Origin of the sequence: Abyssibacter profundi (assembly GCF_003151135.1) — a bacterium.
Lineage (GTDB): Bacteria > Pseudomonadota > Gammaproteobacteria > Nevskiales > OUC007 > Abyssibacter > Abyssibacter profundi.
On record NZ_QEQK01000005.1, the window covers coordinates 190478 to 214327 of the forward strand.

Here is a 23850-nt window from a genome sequence, read left to right on the forward strand (position 1 = left end):
GTGCCCCCGCCACCGCCTGGGCGGCGGGGGGCTTGCCTAGAGGCTTTGACGCTGCGCGCCGTGGCGGCCCTCTTCGATCTCCTCGCGCCTTGTCTGGCCTGTTTGCAGGCAGCAACTTGGCGGCGCGAATAGCTCAGTGCTTCCTTAACTCAACTTGTTCGAAACCGTCGGTGGCAAGAATGGCGACCGGTTTGTCTGGCACATGGGCCATAAGGTCCTCCTCAATGGGTTCGAATTGCGCGCGTCCGATCACGGCCGCGCCAATCTTGCGACAGGCGAGCCTGGGTGGTGTTCCGCCGAGTTCGTGTCATCCCATGGTCCCGCCGGAGCGGTGGACGTGTTGGAATAGGCCCATGAGTGATCACGCCTCCTCTTCAGAGAACAGCCGATCGGCCATCGAGCGACGCTTGGCCACACGGCGCAAGCGTGCCCGGGCCATGGAGCGGGCGCGGGCTCGTAGCACGCACATCATCTTCGTATTGATCGTGGGTGCGGGCCTGTTGATGGTAGCGCCGCGCTATCCGGGCATATTGGTGTTGATCGCGCCGCCGTTTGCCATCGTGCTGGCCTGGTTGATCGGTTCGGGTGTCTGGCGGCTGGGGCCGCTGCGACGGGCCTACATGCGTCGGTTCACGCAGCCGCCGGGGTTTTGGGTCAGCTTGCTGCTTGGCGTGGCGCTCATGGCCGTGCCCATCGGCTGGTGGGTGGCGCTGAGCATGGCTCCGCCCGATACCGCATGGTGAAGCACATTCCGCGGCATCTGGCCGGGGGCGCGTGCTGATGTCGCGCTCATCCGCAGCCGCCCGACCGCGCGCCTCCCGGGTCGAGATCGCCTTATTGGTGATTCTGCTCGTCGGCTGTGTTTATTGGGGGCGCTCGGTGCTGCTGCCGATTGTGCTGGCCCTGCTGCTAAATGTGACCTTGCGTCCGGTGGTGGCGGCCCTTCGACGCTTTCATCTGCCGCAGCCTGCCGCCGCTGCCCTCGTGGTCATGTCGCTGTTGGGCCTGGTCGGGTTATTTGCCTGGGCCGCCTACGACCCTGTGCTGCAGTGGCTGGAGCAGGCTCCGAAGTCGATTGCCGAGTTGCGAACGCAGGCACGCGCGCAGGGGGATTTCTCCGAGGTGGAGAAAGCCAGGGAGGCCGTGGAGCAAATGGCCGGCAATGGGCCGACGTCCGAGGGCCCGACCATCGTCCGGCAGGCCGATGCCACGGCGGCGGCGCGGCTGACCGAAGCGGCCAAGACCGGCGTGGCGACCACCGGCATCACCCTGATTCTGCTGTACGTCTTGCTAGCCACAGGCGATTTGATGCTGCGCAAAACCGTCCAGCTAGCCTCTGGCTTTGCGGCGCAGCGCCGTATTGTCATGACCGCCCGCGCCCTGGAAATCCAGTTGGCCCGCTATCTGGGCACCATGGTGCTGCTGAATCTGGGCGTGGCCTTGACGGTCTGCGCCGGGCTGGCGCTGGCTGGATTCGAAGACCCCATCTTGTGGGGCATGGTGGCCGGTCTGCTGCGGTTCATCCCGTATGTGGGCAACCTCATCGTGCTAGCCATCCTGCTCACCCTCGGCGTGCTGGCCTACGAGCCGCTGTGGCAGATGGTGGCACCGCCGGTGGTCTATCTGGCATTCATCACCATCTACGGTAATGTCTTCGAGCTGTTCGTTCACGGGCGTCGATTGGCGCTCAACCCGGTGATGCTTTTCGTCTTCGTGCTGTTCTGGGGCACGGTTTGGGGCATTCCCGGTGCGCTCATTGCCGTGCCATTGCTGGCCGCGACCAAGGTCGTGGCCGAACAGACACCAGCCTGGGCTCCGCTGGGCCGTTTTATTCGCGCCTAAGCAAGTGGACAGCACGGACCGGCCTGCGGCCAGTCCGTGCCTGGGGGCAGACTGCCGTGGTCAGGCCTGATGGCTGACGCGCCGGTTGCCCAGGGCGCGGTAGACCTTTTCCATGACGAACAGCGGGCCGATCAACAGAAACACCAGATCTTCGGCAAAGGACGGCTTGGCGCTTTCCACTTCGTGGCCGTAGAACTGCAGCGCCCAGGCGGCGATCCACAGGCCAGCGCAGACAGCGGCCAACAGCCAGCCGGCGCCACCCAGCGCCAGGATGCCCACGACTGACAGGGCGAACCAACCGGTCATGACCAGCGCGCTGCGCACCGACAACTTGAGGTAGAACCCGAAGGCCAGCAAACCACCCACGGTGGCGACGTTGACGTACTCGGCGACCTCTAGGGGCAGGCCCAACCATCGGCCGATCTGCAGGCACCAGAGCAGGCCTAGCGTCGAGAACACGATGACGGGAACACAGATCATGTGGATGAGCTGATTGGTCGGGTGCTGATGGTCGCGGCTGTAGGCGGCGAGAAACTCGCTTTGGCTGCGCATGGTCGTCTCCTGGTGATGAACTATGCTGGTTAGTGTGACGGCCTCGGGCGGCAAACTCTGTCGCGCGGATGACAGTTGGGAGGACTTTTCATGCGTCTGGACAAGCAGGCCGCGACGCGATTGATCGAGGCCAGCGAATGGTTTCGTGAGCTACCGCCGGCGGTGGTGCAACAACTGGTGGCATTGGCCCGGGTGCGGCCCGTGGCCGACGGCGAACGGCTGTTTGCACGCGGCGATGAAGCCGACGGCTTCTACGGCGTTATGCAAGGGCAGGTGCGGATCAGCAGTCTGGGTGCGGATGGCCGAGAGCTGCTGGTGGCCGTATTTGAGCCGGGCGCGTGGTTTGGTGAGATTTCGATGTTCGATGACCTGCCACGAACGCATGACGCCACGGCACAAGGCGATGCCGAGCTGCTGCTCATCCCCAAGCTGTCATTCCGACAGCTGTTGGACGATGACCCATCGCTTTATCCGCATTTCATGCGCATGTTGTGTCGCAAACTGCGGCGCAGCTTTGGCTATATCGATAGCGCGGCCTTTCTCCCGCTCAAGGGGCGCTTGGCGTACCGGCTGGTGGAGTTGGTGGATCTACATGGCCAGCCGCAGCCGGATGGTGCCATCACCATCGGCCTGCATCTGCCACAGGAGGAACTGGCCAGGATGATCAGCGCCACGCGGCCCAGCGTGTCGCGGGTGCTCAAGGCGCTGGAGGCCGAAGGCAGTATTGCACTGGCCTACGGCCGGGTGTCGGTTCTGGATCTACCCCGTTTGCGCGCGTTGGCCGATGGTGAAGACGCCGACTCATCGGTTTAGGGCCTGCGCTCAGAGGGTGGCGCGCAGCTGCTGTCCCCAGGCTGACAGGTCATCGAGCAATGCCAGTTTGTCCGGTTCGGATGCCAGGCCCGGCCGCAGCGCGGCAATGGCGGCGTCGTACGCGTCCAGGCTGAGGCCTCCATCGGGCGCGAATTCCAAGCGGTTGCTGCGAAACTGGTTCCACTCGTCGCGTTCGGCCTCGTTCAGCGACTCCGGGTAGTAGCGTCCCCGATAGCGCAGCAGCAGTTCATGCAGGCGCTTGTCGCGGAACGGCAGCTCCAAACCATCGAATTCTGCAGGCGCCGTCCGCAGGATCTGTTGGCAGAGCCGTCGGTCGTCGTCATCGACAAAGCCACCGTAGAGGTCTTGCTCCGGGTCGCCCGGGGCATCGAACTCGGCCATGGCAAACGCCGTGGACACCTTGTCGGCCACGATGTCCAGCGATTCGGCCAGGCGCTTCCAGTGTCGGCGGCATTGTTCCAGATCTAACTGAAGGCGCTCGGCCTGCGCAGGCTTCAGCGTATTCACCGGCACCAGTACAGGGGCGCGGTTGATGTGAATGCCCTTGAGCGCGATCCGATCGATGTCTTCGGGCAGGTCGGCCTGTGGCGTGAAGATGCGCTCATGGACATCGACGGCCGACAGTTCGATCAAGGCCTCGGGATCGTGGCGCAGGTCGTAGACCAGCACCGCGTTCTTGTTGGTCGGGTGCGGGCAAATGGGCATGACCAGACTCAGGCAGCCCTGGTCGGCCGGAAACTTTTCCGACACATGCAACACCGGCACATGCCGGTCCAGGTCGAGCTGGGCCTTGGCCGAGGCCTTGTCCCGGTGGGTCCAGACGAAGTCGTAGAGCCGCGGCTGGCGCGCGCGGATCAGGGCCGCCAGAGCGATGGTTGCGCGCACGTCAGAGACCGCATCGTGGGCGCGCTGTTGCTCCAGGCCATTGGCGGCCGCCAGATGTTCCAGCTTGAAACTGGGGGTGCCGTCGTCGCGGCGCGGCCATTCAATGCCGTCCGGACGCAGCGCGTAAGTCAGCCGCACCATGTCGATGATGTCCCAGCGGGCGCAGCCATTGCGCCACTCGCGGGCGTAAGGGTCGTGAAAATTGCGCCAGGCCGTATGTCGGGTGACCTCGTCGTCAAAGCGCAGGCTGTTGTAGCCCACGCCGATGGTGTCGGCCTGGCCCAGCTCGTTCAGCACGGCTTCGATGAAGGCGGGTTCGGGCAGCCCCCGGGTCTCGGCCTGCTGGGGCGTGATGCCGGTGATCAGGCAGGCTTCGGGGCTGGGTGGCATGTCCATCGGTGGCTGGCAGAACAGCTCGATGGGCTCTCCAATGGGGTTGAAGTCGAGATCGGTGCGAATGGCCGCGAACTGGGCGGGCCGGTCGTAACGCGGGTTCACCCCGAAGGTTTCGTAGTCGTGCCACAGAAAGCTGGTCATGGGTCTAGAAGAAGCACTGATTGGGTCGCACCACCCAGACGGCGGCGGTTTTCGCGCAAGCCTACGTGGTTGCCAGTTCACTTGGAATGATCATGAGCGGCCAGCGCCAACGGCCCATGTCCGGTTTTGCGCTGGAATCTCGTTCTTGCTCAAACATGCTCAGGAGACGGACGTCCTCAATGAACCCGATGCGATCAGGTCTTGTCCTGCTGTTCGCGGCGCTGCTGTTCAGCACGGCGCAGGCGGGCGCTGTCAACATCAACACGGCGGATGCGCAGACCATCAGCCGCGAACTCGACGGGGTCAGCAAGCCGCTGGCCCAGCGGATCATCCAGCATCGCGAGCAGCACGGCCCGTTTCGCTCGGCGCAGGACCTGAGTCAGGTGCCCTACGTCGGCGATGCCTTGTTGCAGCGTAATCAGGCCAACATTCTCTACGACTAATCGCCGGCGGCGTTGCCGTGCCGGGCCTGTGAATGGTTGCGCTGACAAACCGGGGCCGGCAGCCCGGCAACAGGCAGCCACCGGGCGCTCGGGTATGCTGGCGACTGGTTCGGAGGTCGCATGTATCCCCAGACGCGTTACGCACAGTCCCACGGCGGGGATGTCGCCTACCAGGTCATCGGCGAGGGGCCGGTGGACCTGCTCTACTGCGGCGGCCTGCTATCGCATCTTGAGCTGGTCTGGGACTACCCGGAGGCCGAACGCTACCTGATGCGGATGGCGGCCTTCGCCCGCGTGATTCTGATGGACCGCCGCGGCGTCGGGATCTCCGAGGCCCTGCCCAGTGGCGCGTTGCCTTCACTGGACGACTGGTCGGACGACCTGCTGGCAGTGCTGGATGACGTGGGTTCCACCCAGGCGGCAATCTTCGTGGAGCGCGATGCCGCGGCATTGGGGATGACGCTGGCCGCGCGGCACCCCGAGCGCGTCCGCGCGCTGGTGTTAGGCAATGCCACCGCCTGTCTTCTGGCCGATCAGGACTTTCCGGATGGTTTGCCGGCTGAGGCTGTGGATCAGCTCATCGCGATGATTCACGCCGACTGGGGAACCGATGAACTCAGCGGGCGCGCATTGCCCAGCCGGCGCGAGGGCGATCAACGCTTCGCCCAGAAAGCCGCACGGTTTCAGCGGTCGGCCGCCACGCCGGCCACCGCCGCGGCGCAGTCTGCCTATTTCGCCCGTTGTGATCTCCGTGAGCTGCTGCCGCAGGTGCATTGCCCCACCCTGATCGTCCACCACCGCGACTACGCCGTGTTGTCGCCTGCTCACGCTCATTACCTGCGCGACCATTTACCCAATGCCGAGCTGTTGATGCTCGATGGGGGTGACGCCTTTTTCCTGTACCAGGGCGGAGATGCCGTGCTGCGTCGGGTCGAGTCCTTTCTCACCGGGCGGGCGCATCAGTTGCAGCGAGACCGGGTGCTGCAAACCGTATTGTTCGTCGATATCGTCCGATCCACCGAGACAGCCAGCGAGTTGGGTGACGCCGAATGGCGCAACCGGCTCGACAACTTTCACGCCATCGTCGAGCAGGAGCTGGAGCGCCACGGCGCGCGTCTGGTGGATGTTTCGGGCGACGGTGTGTTTGCCACGCTGTCCGGCCCGACGCCCGGCATTGCCTGCGCCCGGGCCGTACGCGATGCGGTCAGGCAGATTGATCTCGACGTGCGGGCGGGGCTGCATTGTGGCGAGTGTGAGGTGTCTGACGATGCCGTCAGGGGGCTGACGGTCCACATCGGCGCGCGGATTGCCGCCGAGGCGGCGCCCGGCGAGGTCTGGGTATCGCGCACCGTGCGTGATCTGGTTGTGGGGTCAGGGCTGATCTTTCGCCATCGCGGGCCCAAGCGGCTCAAGGGCGTGCCCGGTGTGTGGCGGCTGTTCCGGGTGGAGGAAGACGCCGAGTAGTGGTCTTTGGTGATTGCTCGGCCGGCCGCTTATTCAGCGCAGTTGATGCAGTGGGTGGCACCTGGCTGGGCCAGCAGCCGCGCCGCGGCAATGGCTTGATCGCAGTCCACGCAACGCCCGAAGTCGGCCTGGTCGATGCGGGCTAAGGCCCGTCGAATCGCGGTCTGCTGGTTGAGCAGCCGTTGCAGCGCCGCCTGATTCATCGCCTGGGCTTGCAGGGCATCCATCCGCGACAGCCGCCCCTGGCGGCTTTGATCCAGCTCCACCGTGCGCGCACTGGCTTTGGCGGCCCTGAGTTCGGCGTCCAATTCGGTCAGTCGTTCGCCTAGGCGGGCACGCAAACGCTCGCGTTCGTCCGGGGTCATGCCGGGGCGTCTTGCGCCTCCAACGCCTCGGCGGCTTCCATCCACTGGGCTTCGGCTTGGTCCAGCGCATCGCGGGCATCCTGCCGTTTGCGCGCCAACCGTCGGGCGCGGTCGGGCTCGTCCTGATAAAGCGCCGCATCCCCCAGGCTCTCGTCGAGATCGGCCAGCTCACGCTGTAACCGGGCCATGGTTTCTTCGGCCCGGCGGAGTTGCTGGCGCAGCGGTTTGGACAGGGCGCGACGTTGGGCCGCCAGGGCACGACGGTCGGCATCACTGGGTGGTGCCTCGATCGTGGCGGGGGCGTCGGCCGTCTTGCGCGCCTCGTCGCTGGCACCGCTGCGTAGCCAACGGGCGTATTCGTCGAGATCGCCCTTGAATTCGGATTGCCGGCCGTGGGCGATGAGCCACAGCAAATCGCAGGTGGCCGCGACCAGGTGGCGGTCATGCGAGACCAGCACCATGGCGCCTTCAAATCCCTGCAAGGCCACCTCCAATGCGTGGCGCATATCCAGGTCGAGGTGGTTGGTCGGCTCGTCGAGCAGCAGCAGGTTGGGTTGCTGGTAGACGATGCGGGCCAGACAAAGCCGGGCTTTTTCTCCCCCGGAGAACGGGCCGACGGGTTCGAGCACGCGGTCGCCCCTGAAGTCGAAACCGCCGAGAAAGTTACGCAACGCTTGGGTGCTGGCCTTGGGATCGTCGCGCTGTAGGTGCAGCAGTGGGCTGGCCTCCATGTCGAGCTGGTCCACCTGGTGCTGTGCGAAATAGCCGATACGCAGGTACTGATGGCGTTGCACGCTGCCGGTGGACTGTACCGGGCCGTCACACAGCAGATTGATCAACGTGGATTTGCCGGCTCCGTTGCGGCCCAGCAGCCCGATGCGGTCGCCCGGATGGATGTCCAGTTTGAGTCCCGACAACACAGGTGCATCGCCGTAGCCAACGCTGGCCTGGTCGATGCGGATCAGCGGTGAGGGCATGCGCTCGGGCTTGGGGAACGAGAAGGCGAATGGCGAGTCCCAGTGCGCTGGCTCGGACACCTGCATACGCTCCATCTGCTTGAGCCGGCTCTGGGCCTGCTTGGCCTTGGACGCCTTGGCCTTGAAGCGGTCCACAAACTGCTGCATGTGTGCCCGTTGTTTTTCCTGGGCCGCATGGGCGGCCGCCTGCTGCATGCGCTGCTGTGCCAACGTGGCTTCGAAGGTCGAGTAATTGCCGGTGAACAGCGTGGCCTGCTGGCCTTGTAGATGCACGGTATGGGTGCAGGTGGCGTCGAGAAATTCGCGGTCGTGGGAGATGACCAGCAGGGTGCCGGCATAGGCTCGCAGCCACTCCTGCAGCCAGAACACCGCATCCAGATCCAGGTGGTTGGTCGGTTCGTCGAGCAGCAGCAGGTCGGAGCGGCACATCAGTGCCCGACCCAGATGCAGGCGCATCTGCCAGCCGCCGGAGAAGGCGCTGATCGGATTGCGGATGACGTCGGCATCGAAGCCCAGGCCATCCAATAGCCGGGCGGCGCGTGACTCGGCAGCGTAGCCATCCACTGCGTGCATGCGTTCATGCGCGGTTGCAATGGCCTGGACGTCGCCAGCCGCCTCGGCAGCGGCCACCTCGGATTGCACCGCACGAAGCTCCTGGTCTCCATCGAGCACGTAGTCCAGCGCCGAGCGACTGCGGTCGGCGATTTCCTGCCGCACCGTGGCGATCGTGACACCGGAAGGGACCTGGACCTCGCCGGCGTCGGCGTCGATCTCCCCGAGAATCAGCGCGAAGAGACTGGATTTTCCGGTCCCATTGCGGCCGACGATGCCCACGCGCTGGCCCGCTGAAATCATCAGCGAGACGTCGTCGAGCAGTTTGCGAGGGCCGCGACGCAGCGCGACCTGATTAAGGGTTATCACGATAGAAGCCTGGCTGAGCGGGTGGCGCGCTGGGCGCCCGACAGGATTATACGGGCGGCAACGGGCGCGCTAGCATCGCACCCTCGCTTCAACGAAGACGCTCACCATGCTGCAAGTCCACCAGTTTCCTTGTCTGTCCGACAACTATGGATTTCTGATTCGGGATGAGGCGACCGGGGTCGTGGCCTGTGTAGATACGCCGGACGCTCATGCGATTGCTCGCCAGCTCGATGACCTAGGCTGGTCGCTGGATATGATTCTCAATACGCATTGGCACCCCGATCATGTGGGAGGGAATCAGGCGCTTAAAGCACGGTTCGACTGCGAGATCATCGGTCCTGCCGGCGAGCGTGACCGCATTCCGGGCCTGGACCGCATCGTGGGTGAGGGTGATGGCGTACAGGTTGGCGAGAGCCAGGCCGAAGTCCTGCACACGCCGGGACATACCCTGGGACACATCGTTTATCACTTCGTCGATCAGCAGCTGGCCTTCGTGGGCGACACCTTGTTCGCCATGGGCTGCGGGCGGCTGTTCGAAGGCACCGCGGAACAGATGTGGGATTCGCTCAGCCGGCTGCGGCAGTGGCCGACGGAGACCGTGATCTACTGCGCCCACGAATACACGCAGGCCAATGCAAGGTTTGCGCTGAGCGTCGATGGCCAGAACGCCGCATTGCGTCGTCGAGCCGAAGAGGTTGATACGCGCCGGGCTGCTGATGAGGCGACCGTGCCGACGAACCTGGCGCTGGAATGTGCCACCAATCCCTTCCTGCGCGCTGACGATGCCGGCTTGCAATCGGCGCTGGACATGCCCGGTGCGCCGCCGGCCAGCGTCTTTGCCGAACTGCGCCGACGCAAAGATGTGTTTTAGGAAAGCCCTGATATCGACCACCTGCGGCGGCTACACTGCGCCGCAAATCCAATCCTGAATACCCCCATGCCGCTGACGATTTACCACAATCCCCGCTGTTCAAAGAGTCGCCAGACGCTGGAGCGCATCGAAGCCGCCGGGCAGTCACCGACGGTGATTCGGTACCTGGAGACCCCGCCGGACGTCGCGACGCTGCGTGCGCTGGTCCAGCGATTGGGCGTGCCTGTCACGGACCTGATTCGCTTCAAGGAGGCCTTGGCCAAGGAATTGGGCCTGGCGGCCGGCGACGACCGCAGTGCCGACGCGTGGCTGGCCCTGTTGGCCGAGCACCCCCGGCTACTGGAGCGACCGATTGTCGACGACGGCGAGCGCGCCGTGATCGGACGCCCGCCGGAAAACGTCGACGCGTTGCTGTAATCCGCCTATTTGCTAGACGGCAGCTTCACCTGGTGCTTGGCCTGGATGTCTGCGGTCTTGGGGGGATTGCCGGTAATCAGGCGGTCGGCCGAGGTGCCGAAGAAGCGTGACAGCCACTGAATCGTGACGGTCATGCGCTGATCGGGCTCGATAAGCGACGCGATATGCACCAGCGACCAAACCAGCCAGGCAAACGCGCCCTTGACCTTCCAGCCGAAGATCTCGCCGACACAGCGGTAGCGGGCAATAATCGCCATCGAACCCTTGTCCAGATACTTGAAGGGTTTCGGTGGCTTGCCCTTGGCTTGCCGCTTGAGCAGCTTGGCCACGTAGCGGCCTTGCTGCATGGCCACAGGCGCCAGGCCGGGGAGCGAGCCGCCCTTGCCATCCGGCGCGCAGGCCAGATCACCAATCACGTGAATATTGGGATGCGACGGCATCCGTAGCTGTTCGTCCACCACCAGGCGGCCGCGCGGGTCGGTTTCACCTTGTGTGCGTGCGGCCAGCGTGCGGCCGAACTGCGACAGCGTGACCCCCGCCGCCCACAGGACATTGCGGGTCTCGATGGTTTCGGTCTCGCCATTCTTGTGCCTGAGCCTGACGGCCTCGGCCGTGATGTCGTCGGCCATGGCCTGTGTCCGGACCTCGACGTTCAGCTCTTCGAGCATGCGTTTGGCGGCATCGCGCAAACTGTTGTCGTATGGCGGCAGGATGTTGTCCGCGCCCTCGACCAGAATCACGCGGGCGTCACGCGGATCAATCTGGCGGAAATTGCCGACCATCACCCGCTGGGTCAGATCGCCCAGCGCCCCGGCCAACTCCACGCCGGTGGGTCCGCCGCCAACGATGACAAAGGTCAGCAGCTGTCGGCGCAACGCCGGATCGCTGGTTTTCTCCGCTTCCTCGAAGGCGCGGAACAGCCGGTGGCGCATTTCCAGGGCGTGTTCCACCGTCTTGAGGCCGGGGGCGTGTTCACGCCAGTGGTCATTGCCGAAGTACTGGTGTTTGACGCCGGTGGCGGCGATTAGCGTGTCGTAGGGGGCCTCGCCTCCCTCGTAGTACACGATCTGCCGGTCGACATCGATGTCATAAACCGTGCCCAGCAACGTACGAACATTGGCGTACTTGCGCAGGACCACACGTTGCTGTGTCGAGATGTCCCCGACCGTGAGCGTGCCGGTAGCGACCTGGTACAGCAGGGGCTGGAACAGGTGAAAATTACGCTTGTCCAGCAGCGTGACGTCGTAGCCGCTGCGGCCCAAAGCCTGCGCGGCGAATAGACCCCCGAATCCTCCTCCCACAATGACGACACGGTGTTTCTGGACTGCAATGGGTTCGGATTGCGGCATGAATGTGACCTCCAATGTCTCAATGTTGCGGCGCAGCATCCTAGCATGGGCGACTTGACGCGAATTTCAGATCCTCGCGGGTTCGGCCATACGGGCGGGTCAATCGATCCCTCCGTTCGTCGGGCTTGGGCGAATGCTGCACCGCGATTTCACCTTTCGTTCCCCAGGGCCGGCATACGGTGGTACCGCAACGTATCCGTTTGGGTACGAGGAGGACAGCATGACGACAATGCTCAGGATCAACGGCTCGGCCCAGGGCGAGTTGCTTGATCAAGCGGTGATGGAGCAGTGGGGGCTCGAGCTTCCGAGTTCCGGTCATGACGCGCATTTCGGAGCACAAGGTCGCGGTCAGCCCGGCGCGGTGCTCCGGTACTCGGCTCGATTGGGTGAGCAGATGCAGGCGCAGCGGTTACTGCGCTCGAGCGCGCTGGAGGCGGGACAGGTGCTGATCGACACGGGGCGGCAAGTCGCGGCCACGGGTGAGCGGGTGGCGGCGACCCTGGAACGGGTTCGCGCGGCCAGGCGCGGGTTTCAAGCACCGGACGAGACGGTGGGGCTACTGCCATCGGTGTTGGCCCATGACCTGAAGTCGCCCATCGTGACGCTGGCGGGCTACATGGCCTATTTGCGGAAACACGAGCACGCGCAATTGAGTGAGCGGGGTCAATCCTTTCTATCGACCTGCGGGGATTTATTGCGGCAGATGCAGGATCAGATCAGTTGTCTGACCAAGTTGGCCCAGACCAAGCAGGGTCCCACGGCAACCGGCCCGTTGCAGTTGTCCGTGATCCTCAATGACGCGCTGAGCCGAGTGGAGCAGTTGCTGGCCGATGAGGACGCCCACGTGACGGTCGATGAACTCCCCAGCGTACGAGGCGATAGGGCGCAGCTCACAACGCTATTCCAGAATCTCATCCAGAACGCCTGCAAGTATGTCCCGCCGACCCGGGCTCCGGACATCAGAATTTCTGCCGAACGGGAAGGGGCGTGGATCCGGGTTCGAGTGCGTGACAACGGGATTGGCGTTCCCCCATCGATGCACCTTGATATTTTCCGCATGGGTGTGCGGGCGCATGCAGAGGCCGGTTACGAGGGCACCGGCCTGGGCTTGGCACTCTGCGCTCGAATTGCGCAGGAGCACGGTGGATCAATTGGCGTGGAGTCGGACCCGGAGCTGGGGGATGGATCGACATTCTGGGTGCTGCTCAAATCCGTCGCAGCGCCCTGTAGCAAAGACGCTGACAAGCTTGGCGAATCCGCTGCCGGCGGCGTCTGAGCACAGGTTGGTAAGGTGAGCAGGGCGAGCGGGTTGCCCCGGTCTGTGTGCGGTGCGACAGTCTAGCTTGACCGGCCGAGAGCCCCGCGAACAGGCGTTCGGGTGTCGATGTGCGCCTGCGGGTCACGCGCTGTAGACGGTGTTGTCTCGTCTCGTTCCGAAGGACAGGCAGCGAGCGTTTTGCGGCTTCTTGATCATGGGTCCTCCGGTGTGCGGGCTCGGGCGACAGGCATCCCAAAGGCATCGCCAGATAGGATGAGCGACATGACTGACATCAGCATGCTGGAGCGCAAGCTCCAACGTGAGCGCGCCGCCCGCCAGCAAGCCGAAGCGCTGCTGGAGGCCAAGGCGCAGGAGCTGCAGGCACGGAACAAGGAGCTGCGGCGTTCCAACGAGGAACTGGAGCGGTTTGCCTACGCGGCCTCGCATGATCTGCGGGCACCGCTGCGGACCATCGCGGGCTTCTCGGACCTGATTCGCCGCAAGGAGATGGACGGTATGTCGGCTTCCGGGCGCGAATACCTGGACCTGATCCGGGAGGCGATCTCGCAGATGGACCGCCTGATCGATGACCTGCTGGAGTTCTCGCGGGCCAACCGCGTGAAGATGGCGTTCTCGGCAGTCGACCTCAATGCCGTCGTCGCCGATGCCCGCGATGCGCTTCGGGCGCTGGTCCAGCAGCACCACGCCGTGATTCGGGTCGAGCCGCTGCCGGCGGTGGCCGGTCATGCCGGTCTGCTAACCCGGCTATTCCAGAATCTGATCAGCAATGCCTGCAAATTTTCGCAGCCTGACCAGCCGCCGGAGGTGCGTATCGAGGCGGCGGAAGACGCAGGGCGGGTGCGGATCGATGTGCGCGACAACGGTATCGGTATCGCGCCGCAGTATCAGGACGAGATTTTCCAGATGTTCGCCCGGCTGCACAGCCCGGATGAGTACCCCGGCACGGGGATCGGCCTGGCGCTTTGTGCGCGGATCGTCGAGCGCCATGGGGGCGCGATGGACGTGGTCTCTGCGGAAGGGGCTGGTGCCACCTTTCGAGTCTGGCTGCCCTCGGCTGAATCCGGCCCGGAGACGGTGAGCGGCAGGGCTTAGCGGGGCTGCGCTTAGGGCCGTGTGACAAAAAAACCGGAACAGCCGCATGGGGCTGTTCCGGTGGTCGAGGCGAAGCCGGGCTGCTTAGGCCTTCTTGTAGGCTTCGATCGATTTGGTGATTTCTGCCTTGGCCTTGGCGGCGCCTTCCCAGCCCGTCACCTTGACCCACTTGCCTTCTTCCAGGTCTTTGTAGCGCTCGAAGAAGTGCTGGATCTCGTTCTGCAGGCGCACCGGCACATCGTCCAGATCCTGCATGTCGGCGTAGTACTTGGTCGACACCTTGTCGGTCGGCACGGCCAGAATCTTGGCATCCAGGCCAGACTCATCTTCGGTGCCCAGTACGGCCACCGGGCGGCACTTAATGGCGCAGCCGGGGACGATGGGGTGGGGCGTGAGCACCAGCACATCCACCGGGTCGCCGTCGTCGTAAAGCGTGCCCGGGACATAGCCGTAGTTCGCCGGATAGTGCATCGCCACGTTCATGAAACGGTCGACCATCAGCAGGCCGCTGTCCTTGTCCACCTCATATTTCACCGGTCCGGCGTTGGCGGCGATTTCGATCACGACAAAGATTTCGTCCGGGGCCTTGCTGCCCGGTCCCAAGCTGTCAAACGACATGTGCTGCTTCCTGAGGGTTGATGAATGGGGTCAGCGCGGCGGCACCGCGGGGAGCCGTCGGGGCGCGCACTGGAGCCTAAGTTTGACATAGCGCGGCAGGCCGTTGGCGTAAGGGGGTGGCGCCTCGCCCTGGATGAGTGGCTGCAGGTAGCGTCGGCAGGCGTCGGTGATATGCCAGCCATCATCACTGATGTAGGCCGCGGGCAGTGGCCTTTCGCGGTTGGCAATCGCATCCAACGGGCGCCGCCCGGTCTGCCACACATAGGGCTCGTCTGAGCGGCGCTCCAGGCTGATCATGATGTTGCTGGCGCCGTCCAGCGCCGCTTCTATGCCCGCCTCGCCCACCGCGTAGGCCTGCGCCTGGTCTGTGGCCGACACATGGTGCGCGGCCGACCGCATCAGATAGTCCGCAACCGCGACATGGGTCTTGAGCCCCAGCGCCTGCCGGATGTCTGCGGCGATGCGCTGGCCGACCCCACCGAGCTGGGGATGACCAAAGGCATCCCGGCTGGTGCTGGCGGCCATGAGCCGACCTTTCTGGTCGCGCAGACCTTCGGAGACCACGAGCACGCAGTAGCCGTATGTTTGTTCGCAGTGGCGGATCGCGTCCATCAAGCGGTCCAGGCGCAGCGGCCGCTCCGGCATGAGCAGCAGATGCGGCGGCTGGCTGCGGTCATCGCCCGCCAGCGCCGCGGCAGCGGTGGTCCACCCGGCATTGCGACCCAGCACCTCTAACACGAACACCCGGGTGGAATTGCGCTGCATGGCGGCCAGGTCATAGCCGACCTCCTTCACCGCGGTCGCAACAAACTTGGCCGCCGAGCCAAATCCCGGGCAGCAGTCGGTCAGCGGCAGGTCATTATCAATGGTCTTGGGCAGATGGATGGCCTGCAGGGGCAAGCCCCTGGCTTCGGCCACCCGCGCAATTCTCAGACAGGTGTCTGCGGAATCTCCGCCGCCGTTGTACAGACAGTAGCGAATGTCATGGGCGGCAAAGACATCCACAATCCGTTGGAGGTCGCGATCGCCTGCGTCGCCCTGGGGGATGCGGTACCGGCAGGAGCCGAACGCCGCACCGGGGCTTTGGCGAAGGGCGCCAAGGGCATCCGCGGTCAGCTGCCGGGTGTCGTACAAGGCTTCGTCCAGGGCGCCCAGAATGCCGTTGCGACCTGCGTAGACGGTGCCGATTTGGATCCGGTGCCGGGCTGCCGTCTCGATGACGCCGGCGGCGGTGGCGTTGATCACGGCGGTGACACCGCCGGATTGGGCATAGAAGGCGTTGGGCATGCCAGGTCTGGCTCAGAAGCGGAGGGGCTTTGCGCAGCATAGTCCAGCCGCAAGTTGCGGGGCGCGAGGCGGCGGATGCCAAGACCGGTCGGCAGGTCGTTGCACGGGCGTTGGACCCGCAATGTCTTGTTCCTGCAACACATTGGCCGGGATCGATTGCCGTCGATGGCCATGCCGGAGGGTCACGCCCGATTGACGCCTCTCAAAAGCTCAGAGTACCGTTGCCATTCGCCGCCACCGCGCGGCCCGTTGGTGCGCGGCAGCAGAATCGCGCCCAAGAGTCTCATTCGACATTCGGATAACTACCATGCGAATCGTATTGCTGGGCGCGCCCGGTTCGGGAAAGGGTACGCAGGCCGCGAAACTGCAGGAAAAGCACGGCGCACCACAGATCTCCACGGGAGACCTGCTGCGTGCTGCGGTGGCTGAGGGCACCGAGCTGGGTCTGAAGGCCAAGGCCGCTATGGAAGCTGGCGAGCTGGTCGCCGATGACATCGTGGTCGGCATGATCCGCGAGCGCCTGGAAGCACCGGGGAGTGACAGCGGCTTCATTCTCGATGGTTTCCCGCGCAGCCACGCACAGGCCGCGTCCCTGGACGAAATGCTGACCAAGCTGGGCCGGCCGCTGGAAAAGGCGGTGCACCTGGTCGTGGATAACGAGGAAATCATGACCCGCTTGCTCGAGCGCAAGCGTGCGGACGACACCGAGGCGACGATCCGCCACCGGCTCGAAGTCTTCGAAAGCCAGACGCGCCCGGTCGTTAACTACTACGCGGCCCAGGGCAAGTTGGCCACCGTGACCGGCGTGGGTGAAATCGACGAGATTTTCGGTCGTATCGAGCAGGCTGTCGGGGTTTAAGCCCAACGCAGTCAGCGCCCAAACCGACGCGACAACGCCCGCGACTGCGGGCGTTGTGCTGTCTGGTCTTCGCTAGGGCATCAAGCCGTGTCGTCGGGGTGACTGGGGTTGCCGAGCCGGGGTTGGCCTGGACCGCCGCTGACCGTGAGCTGGCTGTCGCCATCCAGAAAGGCCTTTAAAGCCCGGCCGGCGACTTTCGCCCGCCAGCCCTGCAGCAACGCACTGCCGCGATCGCCGGCTGCCAGCTTGATGAGATCGTTGCGGCCGGCAATGGCGCTCGCTGTCATGCCGTGGGCCAGGGCCTGCAGGCGGAGTAGCGCCATGAGCGCATCGACGACAGGTTCGGATTCCGCCGGCAGCGGTCGCTCATCTTTTTCGTTGAGCTCCGGCCAGTGCTGGTCGGCTGCGACCGCCGCCAACATATCGGCTCCATCGCGTTGGATGGCTTTGTCCTCCAGGCCACGAATGCGCCTGAGTTCGTCGGCCGTCTTGGGCTTGCGCCGGGCCATGTCGAGAATCACATCATCCTTGAGCACCCATTTGCGCGGCAGATTGCGGGCCAGTGCTTTGGTTTCTCGCCAGGCGGCCACACGGGCTGCCAGCTGACGCTGATTGGGACGCAGCTTGCGCAGACCCTTGAGCTTGCGCCAGGCGCCTTCGGGCTCCACCGTCCAGCGGCTGGGTTCAACAAGCTGCGCGAAATCCTCGTCCAGCCAGTCCGAGCGACCCAGGCGGTCGAGTTCGGCGCGAAGCTTGGCGTAGGCGCCCTCCAGCCAGATGACATCGGCCGCGGCATATTCCAGGGCTTCGCGCTCGATGGGGCGCTGCTTCCAGTTCAGGCGGGAGAAGGCCTTGGGTAACTGGTGGCCCATGGTGCGCTCGATCAGGGCGCCGTAGCCGATCTGGTCTCCATAGCCCAGCAGGCTGGCGGCCAGCTGGGTGTCGAATACGGGGGCGGGCACCATGCCGAGGCTGTGATGCAAGACCTCCATGTCCTGTCCGGCGGCATGGAACACCTTCACCTGGTCTGGATTGCCCAGCAGTTTGCAGAGGCCCTCGCGGGCGTCGAAGGCCAGCGGGTCGATAACCGCGCACTGCTGATCTGCGCAGACCTGGACCAGCGCCAGTTCGGGCCAGTAGGTGCGTTCGCGCATGAATTCGGTGTCCACGCAAAGCGATTCGGCCTCGTGAACACGGGCCGTGTATGCGGCCAGGGCCTCCGCGTCGGAGATCTCGATAAAGTCCATTCAATGTGCCGTGACGACAGGGAGTCGATAGACTATAGGTTCTCGCCCGCAGGGGTGCCTGTCTCGCACGATGTCACAATTTCTACCAAGCCTCGGCCGTGTCCTGCTGCTGCAGAACGGACCGCAGGATCTGCCTTACTCCACGTCCTTGCTTGCCGGCAGTATCGCCGCAGGCGTCGTGGCCAATATTCTTTCGCTGGGCGTCGGCACATCGACCCTGGTCGCCATTCCGCAAACCTTGCTTGCGACCCTGATCTCGGCGGGCTTTGTCGTCGGCTTGCTGCAGATCCGTGAACGTACGCCCCGTGCGGTCCAGACGCTGACAGCCTTGTTTGCGACCCAGGCCGTACTGGGGGTTCTGGCGTTGTTTCCCCTGAGTGCGCTGGCGCCAGTGTTTCAGCAATTGGCTGAGAACCCGGATGCGGCGGCCACGATCCAGGCCCCGTCAGCAGCGGTGGGAGCGTGGCTCGCGCTGGGCTTGTGGAGTGTGCTGGTCACCGGTCATATCTTCCGGCATGCGCTGGATGTGCACTTGATTGCCGGCATGGGGCTGGCATTGCTGCAGGGCATGCTGATCTGGCTGGTCCTGCTGCCGTTTGCCTGAGTCTTCACCTTGGCCCATGTCCACATCCTCGGTGTTTGCGGCACCTTCATGGCGGGTATCGCGCTCATTGCGCGCGAGGCCGGCCATCGTGTGACGGGGTCGGATGCCAATGTGTATCCGCCCATGAGTACATTGCTGGCCGAACAGGGCATCACCATTTCACCGGGTGATGATCTGGCACAGCTCGATCCGGCGCCGGACATCGTCGTCATCGGCAATGCGCTGTCGCGTGGTCACCCAGTGGTGGAAGCCGTGCTGGACCGGGGGTTGCGCTACACCTCAGGGCCGCAGTGGCTGTCTGAGGCCATCCTGCAATCACGTTGGGTGTTGGCGGTGGCCGGCACCCATGGCAAGACCACGACCAGCTCGATTCTGGCCTGGATGCTGGAATGTGCCGGCATGCAGCCGGGGTTTCTGATCGGCGGAGTGCCCGGTAATTTTCCGGTTTCGGCCCGGCTGGGTGGCAGCGATTTTTTCGTCATCGAGGCCGATGAGTACGACACCGCGTTCTTCGACAAGCGGTCGAAGTTCGTGCATTACCGGCCCCGGACGGTCGTGCTCAACAACCTCGAGTTCGACCATGCGGACATCTTTGATGACCTGGGGGCGATCGAGCGTCAGTTCCACCATCTGGTGCGCACGGTACCGGGCAGTGGCGCGGTGATTCGCCCGGCCCAGGACGAGGCCTTGCAACGTGTGATCGACCGTGGCTGCTGGAGTCAGGACATTCACCTGGGCACCGACTGCGGCTGGCAGATTAAAGCCAAGACCGCCGATTGGTCGTCCTTTGAACTGGTGGACCCCGACGGTCGCTCTGCGCAGGTCCAGTGGTCCATGTTGGGTGCCCACAATGCCCGCAACGCCATGGCGGCAGCCGCTGCGGCCCGGCATGTGGGCGTCCCGGTGGCACAGGCCGCCGCGTCGCTCGGTCGCTTTGAAGGGGTGCGCCGGCGGCTGGAGACGCGGGGCCGGATCGGTCAGGTTACGGTTTACGACGACTTCGCCCACCACCCCACGGCTATCGTCGAAACGCTGCGTGCCCTGCGTGCGCGCGTGGGTGACGAACGGATCGTGGCCATTCTGGAGCCGCGGTCCAACACGATGAAGCAGGGCCATCATCGGGAGGCGCTGGCCGCCAGTCTAAGCGGCGCTGATGCGGTTCACGTGCTGACGCCTGCGCAGCTGGGCTGGAGCCTGTCCGACGTGCTGGCCCCGTTGGGTGAGCGCTTGCGTGTGCATCCCACGGTCTCCGACATTGTGGATACGGTGATGGACGAGTTGAACCCCGAACAACCACAGCACCTGCTGGTGATGTCCAATGGTGGCTTCGGCGGCATCCACGAGCACCTGTTGCAACGCCTGGAGGGCGCATGACGAGTTCACCGACGCAGACCATCGATCAAACCCTGCCGACACCGGATTCGCTGGCGGCCAGCCTGGGCCGTTTGCTGGAGCAGGCCACGCAGTCCGGTGCGACCAGCGCCGCGGCGACCATGTCGATCAGCATTGGCCTCACGGTCACCGTGCGCGGCGGCGACGTGGAGTCTGTGGAGTTTCAGCGCGACCGGGATCTCAGCCTGACCGCGTATCGCGGCCAGCGCAGCGGCTCGGCCAGTTCCGCAGACTGGTCGGAAGATTCGCTGGGTGAGGTGGTTGAGCGAGCGCTGGCGATTTCGCAGCACACCGGAGAGGACCCTTACGCCGGCCTGCCGGATGCGGCGCGCCAGGCGACGGATTTTCCTGATCTGGACCTGCATCATCCCTGGTCCTTGTCGGTGGCCGATGCCATCGATTTGGCACTGGCCTGCGAGGCTGCGGGCTTGGCCGCCGATGACCGGATTCATCAATCCGAGGGTGCGACGGTCAGTACCCATGCGGGCCTGACGCTGCTGGCCAACACGCAGGGGTTCATCGGACACCGGCTGGGTACCTCCCACAGCCTGTCGTGCTCGGTGCTGGCGCGCGACGGCGACGACATGCAGCGCGACTACTGGTACAGCAGCTCGCGTCGCCACGAGGATTTGGAGGCGGCCGAGGCCGTGGGCCGGCGTGCCGGGGAGCGCGCCGCGGCGCGCTTGGGAGCCCGATCCATCCAGACCCAGGCCATGCCGGTGCTCTTTGTGCCAGAGCTGGCCCGGGGACTCATCGGTCATTTCCTGGGCGCGATTTCAGGCGGCAATCTCTACCGCCGGGCCTCGTTCTTGCTGGATTCCGCCGGGCAGCAGGTGTTTGCGCCCGGCATCCGGATCACCCAGCAGCCATTCTTGTCGCGGGCGGCCGGCAGTCGCAGTTTCGACAGCGAAGGTGTGGCGATGACGGACCGCACGCTCATCGACGCCGATGGCGTGTTGCAGGGCTACTTGCTTGGGAGTTATTCGGCGCGTCGACTGGGTCTGGAGACCACCGGTAATGCCGGCGGCCCGGCCAATGTCGTGGTCGAGCCGGGGGCGCTGGATTTCGCCGGATTGCTGGCCGAGATGGGCGACGGACTGCTGGTGACCGAGCTGATGGGCCAGGGCCTCAATATGGTCACGGGTGATTATTCACGCGGCGCCTCGGGTTTCATGGTCCGCAATGGCGTCATCTGTGAGCCTGTCGACGAAATCACCATCGCGGGCAACCTGTCCGACGTGTTCAAGCAGATCCGGGCCGTGGGCCGCGATGTGGATATTCGGGGCAACTGCCGTTGCGGCTCGCTACTCATCGATGGCATGACGGTGGCCGGGCAATAGCATTCACCGCCCGTGCCTCCCACGCCCTGCGTGCGGGGCTATCCCGGTTGTGTCGGCTGGACCGTCCCGAGACCCTGCGCATCAGCCAATGACACGGTGCTGCGTCCCGGGCGTGTTCGTATGCCGCGCTGAAAGAACAGGTTGTTGGGTAGCCGCAGGGTGAGTTCTTCGGTGGTCTCGTCCTCGCGCTTAACCGTCTCGCGCAGCGTCACAAACAGCAGATTCAGGTCCACGACTCGGCCGGCCAGCTTGAAGCCGTTTGCCGGGTCCACCAATTCGATTTCGTCGCCGACGCGAAACGGCGCGTAGATCAGCAGGAGCATGGAGCAAAGGGCATTGGATAACACGCTCCAGACCGCGACAAAGCCGACCGCAATCATGACCAGCACCGCCGACACCGCGGCCCAGACGGTGCCCGTGGAGACGCCGAACTGCTCCAGCAGAAACAACGCCGTGAGCAGCAGAACCAGCACCCGGGAAACGCCACGGAATAGGATTTCTCCTCGGCCCGTCAGCAGCTTGCGATCGATTAGTCGTCGCGTCACCCGGCGCAATAGACGGATCGCCACAATGGCCAGGGCGAGTACGATGAGCACGCGCAAGATGAGCCAGAATTCGGCAGGGGCATTTCGCAGAGGCTCGAGCAGGGACCAGTCCATGGGTGTGTGTCACATCAAAGGTGGGCAAATGAGAATTGTGCGGCCGAACGCCGGTCAGATGAAACAGGACGCCCGAACATTGTTGGAACAGGCATGAATCGACGCGATATTTTGATGGGTGCACTGGCACTGACCGCCGGTGTCACACGACTACACGCCAATGAGGACGAGACCATGGAACTGGATGTCTCCAAGCGCCGATGGCGCGAGATACTCGACGACGATGCCGCGTTCCGGGTGCTGTTCAAAGAGGGCACGGAGCGTCCGTGGAGCAGTGACCTGAACCAGGAAAAGCGGCCCGGCACCTACGTCTGCAAGGCCTGTTACCAGCCCTTGTTCGATGCGTCCATGAAGTATGAAAGCGGCACCGGTTGGCCCAGCTTCTTCGACACCCTGGACGGCGCCGTGGCGACCAAGCGGGACTTCAAGCTGATCCTGCCGAGAACCGAATACCACTGCGCACGTTGTGGGGGGCACCAAGGCCATGTGTTCGATGATGGCCCGGAGCCCACCGGCAAGCGCTACTGCAACAACGGCGTGGCGCTCATCTTCGTGCCCGAGGGACAAGAGCTGCCAGCGCTGCGCCAGGCCGCCTAGCCACTACAGCAGAACCAGGGCCCCCAGGCCGAGGAAGGCGAAGAAGCCGACCACATCGGTAATGGTCGTCAGTACAACACTGCCGGCCAGGGCCGGGTCGATGTTCAGCTTGCGCAGGATGAGCGGAATGCCGAATCCAGACAGCGCAGCAAACAGCTGATTGATAATCATCGCAATCGCAATCACCGCGCCCAGCGTTGGATTGCGGAACCACAGCAGCACAATACCCGCCACCACCAGCGCCCAGAGCACGCCGTTGATCGCGGCGACAGCCAGCTCTTTCTTGAGCAGTGATTGGGTATTGCCGCCGCCGATCTGGCCCAATGCGAGGCCGCGAATCATCAGCGTGAGTGTCTGACTGCCGCTGATGCCGCCCATGCTGGCCACCACGGGCATGAGCACCGCCAGGGCGACGACCTGATCGATGACCGATTCGAACAGGCCCACGACCTGGGCGGCGAGCAGGGCGGTGAGCAGGTTAATGCCCAGCCACACCGCGCGCCGCTTGGCGCTGGCCGCCACGGGCGCGAAGATGTCTTCTTCCTCGTCCAGGCCGGCCATGCTCATGAGGTTGTGCTCGGCCTCGTCGCGGATCACGTCCACGACATCATCGATGGTGATGCGCCCGACCAGCAGGCGGTTGGCGTCGACCACCGGCGCGGAGATCAGGTCCCGGTTCTCGAATTGCTGGGCGACCTCGCGGGCGGGCAGGTCGTCGGCCAGCGGTTCCAACTCGGTGTCCATGGCATCGGCCACGCGCTCGCTGGGATCATGCGTGAGCAGTCGCTCCAGGCTCAGACCACCGATGAAGCGACCGTAGCGATCGACGACATAGATGACGTCCGTGTGGTCGGGCATGGAACCGCGCAGCCGCAGATAACGCAGGACGACATCCAGCGTGACATCCGGGCGGATGGTGACGGTGTCCGTATTGGTCAGGCCGCCGGCGGTATCCGGCGCGTAGGACATGACCTTTTCCAGGGCCTGGCGGTTGGCCAAGTCCATCGACCGCAGCACCTGCTCGGTGAGCGTCTCGGGCAGATCGTCGACGAAGTCAGCCAGGTCATCGATGTCCAGATCGCGGGCCGCGGCGATGACATCTTCCGGCGACATCCCCTGGATGAGGGCGGCCCGGACTTCGTCGTTAACGTGGAGCAGCACCTCACCTTGGTCGTCGACATCGACCACGCCCCAGACGACCTTGCGCTCGTTATGCGGCAGGGATTCGAGCAGCCGCGCGATTTCGGCCGGGTGCAGGGATTTCAGGATCCGGCGAACAGGTACAAGCCGGCCACTGTCGAGGGCGTCGCGTAGCCGTTCGAGCCGTTGTTCCGCGGTTTGTTGCTCAGCCGTCTCGGCCATGCGCGGGCTCCCGAAGATTGGCCGGCATTTTACGCGGCTTCAGGACGAACGGTAGGA

24 protein-coding genes are annotated in these 23850 nt (G+C 64.4%); 14 read left to right on the plus strand and 10 right to left on the minus strand.

Annotated elements, in window-relative coordinates:
• Positions 1-353 precede the first annotated feature (353 nt).
• Together DEH80_RS06640 and DEH80_RS06645 are read left to right on the plus strand one after the other, a co-directional pair.
• Positions 354-743, plus strand: coding sequence for a hypothetical protein (locus DEH80_RS06640; protein ID WP_109719698.1), 390 nt, complete (start codon positions 354-356; stop codon positions 741-743).
• A gap of 37 nt (positions 744-780) precedes the next feature.
• A complete protein-coding gene (locus DEH80_RS06645) occupies positions 781-1842 on the plus strand; it encodes an AI-2E family transporter (protein ID WP_109719699.1) in 1062 nt (353 codons plus the stop codon).
• A 60-nt stretch (positions 1843-1902) separates the two neighbouring features.
• Here DEH80_RS06645 and DEH80_RS06650 read toward each other — a convergent pair whose 3' ends face one another.
• Positions 1903-2394, minus strand: coding sequence for an Mpo1 family 2-hydroxy fatty acid dioxygenase (locus DEH80_RS06650; RefSeq protein ID WP_109719700.1), 492 nt, complete (start codon positions 2392-2394; stop codon positions 1903-1905).
• Between the two features lie 90 nt (positions 2395-2484).
• Here DEH80_RS06650 and DEH80_RS06655 point away from each other — a divergent pair, with 90 nt between their 5' ends.
• Positions 2485-3207: a Crp/Fnr family transcriptional regulator gene (locus DEH80_RS06655; RefSeq protein ID WP_109719701.1), complete on the plus strand. Its 723-nt coding sequence runs from the start codon at positions 2485-2487 to the stop codon at positions 3205-3207.
• A 9-nt stretch (positions 3208-3216) separates the two neighbouring features.
• Here DEH80_RS06655 and sbcB read toward each other — a convergent pair whose 3' ends face one another.
• The gene (gene sbcB / locus DEH80_RS06660) at positions 3217-4650 is read right to left on the minus strand and encodes an exodeoxyribonuclease I (RefSeq protein WP_109719702.1); all 1434 of its coding nucleotides are present in this window, start codon (positions 4648-4650) and stop codon (positions 3217-3219) included.
• 179 nt (positions 4651-4829) lie between these two features.
• Here sbcB and DEH80_RS17305 point away from each other — a divergent pair, with 179 nt between their 5' ends.
• On the plus strand, positions 4830-5093 hold the full coding sequence (locus tag DEH80_RS17305) for a ComEA family DNA-binding protein (protein ID WP_165831336.1): 264 nt from the start codon (positions 4830-4832) through the stop codon (positions 5091-5093).
• A gap of 120 nt (positions 5094-5213) precedes the next feature.
• Positions 5214-6557: an adenylate/guanylate cyclase domain-containing protein gene (locus tag DEH80_RS06670; protein WP_109719704.1), complete on the plus strand. Its 1344-nt coding sequence runs from the start codon at positions 5214-5216 to the stop codon at positions 6555-6557.
• A 29-nt stretch (positions 6558-6586) separates the two neighbouring features.
• Here the strand turns inward: DEH80_RS06670 and DEH80_RS06675 are convergent, their stop codons facing one another.
• Both DEH80_RS06675 and DEH80_RS06680 read right to left on the minus strand, forming a co-directional pair.
• Positions 6587-6922 (minus strand): TraR/DksA family transcriptional regulator, encoded by a 336-nt coding sequence (locus DEH80_RS06675; RefSeq protein WP_109719705.1) that lies wholly within the window; start codon positions 6920-6922, stop codon positions 6587-6589.
• On the minus strand, positions 6919-8820 hold the full coding sequence (locus DEH80_RS06680) for an ABC-F family ATP-binding cassette domain-containing protein (RefSeq protein WP_109719706.1): 1902 nt from the start codon (positions 8818-8820) through the stop codon (positions 6919-6921). The genes DEH80_RS06675 and DEH80_RS06680 overlap by 4 nt, the downstream gene beginning before the upstream one ends.
• A 106-nt stretch (positions 8821-8926) precedes the next feature.
• Between DEH80_RS06680 and gloB the strand changes: the two genes are divergently transcribed.
• Positions 8927-9691 (plus strand): hydroxyacylglutathione hydrolase, encoded by a 765-nt coding sequence (gene gloB / locus DEH80_RS06685; protein WP_109719707.1) that lies wholly within the window; start codon positions 8927-8929, stop codon positions 9689-9691.
• A gap of 66 nt (positions 9692-9757) precedes the next feature.
• On the plus strand, positions 9758-10108 hold the full coding sequence (gene arsC, locus DEH80_RS06690; RefSeq protein ID WP_109719708.1) for an arsenate reductase (glutaredoxin): 351 nt from the start codon (positions 9758-9760) through the stop codon (positions 10106-10108).
• Between the two features lie 5 nt (positions 10109-10113).
• Here the strand turns inward: arsC and DEH80_RS06695 are convergent, their stop codons facing one another.
• Entirely contained in the window at positions 10114-11457 is a 1344-nt protein-coding gene (locus DEH80_RS06695; RefSeq protein ID WP_165831337.1) for an NAD(P)/FAD-dependent oxidoreductase, read from the minus strand.
• A gap of 220 nt (positions 11458-11677) precedes the next feature.
• Here DEH80_RS06695 and DEH80_RS17125 point away from each other — a divergent pair, with 220 nt between their 5' ends.
• Both DEH80_RS17125 and DEH80_RS06705 read left to right on the plus strand, forming a co-directional pair.
• Positions 11678-12733: a sensor histidine kinase gene (locus tag DEH80_RS17125; protein ID WP_133249143.1), complete on the plus strand. Its 1056-nt coding sequence runs from the start codon at positions 11678-11680 to the stop codon at positions 12731-12733.
• Between the two features lie 264 nt (positions 12734-12997).
• The gene (locus tag DEH80_RS06705; RefSeq protein WP_165831338.1) at positions 12998-13828 is read left to right on the plus strand and encodes a sensor histidine kinase; all 831 of its coding nucleotides are present in this window, start codon (positions 12998-13000) and stop codon (positions 13826-13828) included.
• Between the two features lie 84 nt (positions 13829-13912).
• Here the strand turns inward: DEH80_RS06705 and ppa are convergent, their stop codons facing one another.
• On the minus strand, positions 13913-14446 hold the full coding sequence (gene ppa, locus DEH80_RS06710) for an inorganic diphosphatase (protein ID WP_109719711.1): 534 nt from the start codon (positions 14444-14446) through the stop codon (positions 13913-13915).
• A gap of 30 nt (positions 14447-14476) precedes the next feature.
• Complete coding sequence (locus tag DEH80_RS06715; RefSeq protein ID WP_109719712.1) at positions 14477-15733, minus strand: 6-phosphofructokinase; 1257 nt, start codon at positions 15731-15733, stop codon at positions 14477-14479.
• Between the two features lie 307 nt (positions 15734-16040).
• Between DEH80_RS06715 and DEH80_RS06720 the strand changes: the two genes are divergently transcribed.
• The gene (locus DEH80_RS06720; RefSeq protein WP_109719713.1) at positions 16041-16592 is read left to right on the plus strand and encodes an adenylate kinase; all 552 of its coding nucleotides are present in this window, start codon (positions 16041-16043) and stop codon (positions 16590-16592) included.
• Positions 16593-16672: 80 nt separating this feature from the next.
• Here DEH80_RS06720 and rnd read toward each other — a convergent pair whose 3' ends face one another.
• A complete protein-coding gene (gene rnd, locus DEH80_RS06725; protein WP_109719714.1) occupies positions 16673-17839 on the minus strand; it encodes a ribonuclease D in 1167 nt (388 codons plus the stop codon).
• A 70-nt stretch (positions 17840-17909) separates the two neighbouring features.
• Between rnd and DEH80_RS06730 the strand changes: the two genes are divergently transcribed.
• Genes DEH80_RS06730 through pmbA form a run of 3 tightly spaced genes read left to right on the plus strand, consistent with a single transcriptional unit; the run spans position 17910 to position 21175 of the window.
• The gene (locus tag DEH80_RS06730; RefSeq protein WP_109719715.1) at positions 17910-18443 is read left to right on the plus strand and encodes a hypothetical protein; all 534 of its coding nucleotides are present in this window, start codon (positions 17910-17912) and stop codon (positions 18441-18443) included.
• Positions 18444-18452: 9 nt separating this feature from the next.
• Positions 18453-19817, plus strand: a complete 1365-nt coding sequence (gene mpl / locus DEH80_RS06735) for a UDP-N-acetylmuramate:L-alanyl-gamma-D-glutamyl-meso-diaminopimelate ligase (protein ID WP_109719716.1) — start codon at positions 18453-18455, stop codon at positions 19815-19817.
• Entirely contained in the window at positions 19814-21175 is a 1362-nt protein-coding gene (gene pmbA, locus DEH80_RS06740; protein ID WP_109719717.1) for a metalloprotease PmbA, read from the plus strand. The genes mpl and pmbA overlap by 4 nt, the downstream gene beginning before the upstream one ends.
• A gap of 38 nt (positions 21176-21213) precedes the next feature.
• On the opposite strand, the gene DEH80_RS06745 is transcribed toward pmbA, so the two are convergent.
• A complete protein-coding gene (locus tag DEH80_RS06745) occupies positions 21214-21834 on the minus strand; it encodes a mechanosensitive ion channel family protein (RefSeq protein ID WP_109719718.1) in 621 nt (206 codons plus the stop codon).
• A 93-nt stretch (positions 21835-21927) separates the two neighbouring features.
• On the opposite strand from DEH80_RS06745, the gene msrB reads away from it, so the two are divergent.
• Positions 21928-22431, plus strand: coding sequence for a peptide-methionine (R)-S-oxide reductase MsrB (msrB, locus tag DEH80_RS06750; protein WP_109719719.1), 504 nt, complete (start codon positions 21928-21930; stop codon positions 22429-22431).
• Positions 22432-22434: 3 nt separating this feature from the next.
• On the opposite strand, the gene mgtE is transcribed toward msrB, so the two are convergent.
• On the minus strand, positions 22435-23793 hold the full coding sequence (gene mgtE / locus DEH80_RS06755) for a magnesium transporter (RefSeq protein WP_109719720.1): 1359 nt from the start codon (positions 23791-23793) through the stop codon (positions 22435-22437).
• Positions 23794-23850: the final 57 nt, after the last annotated feature.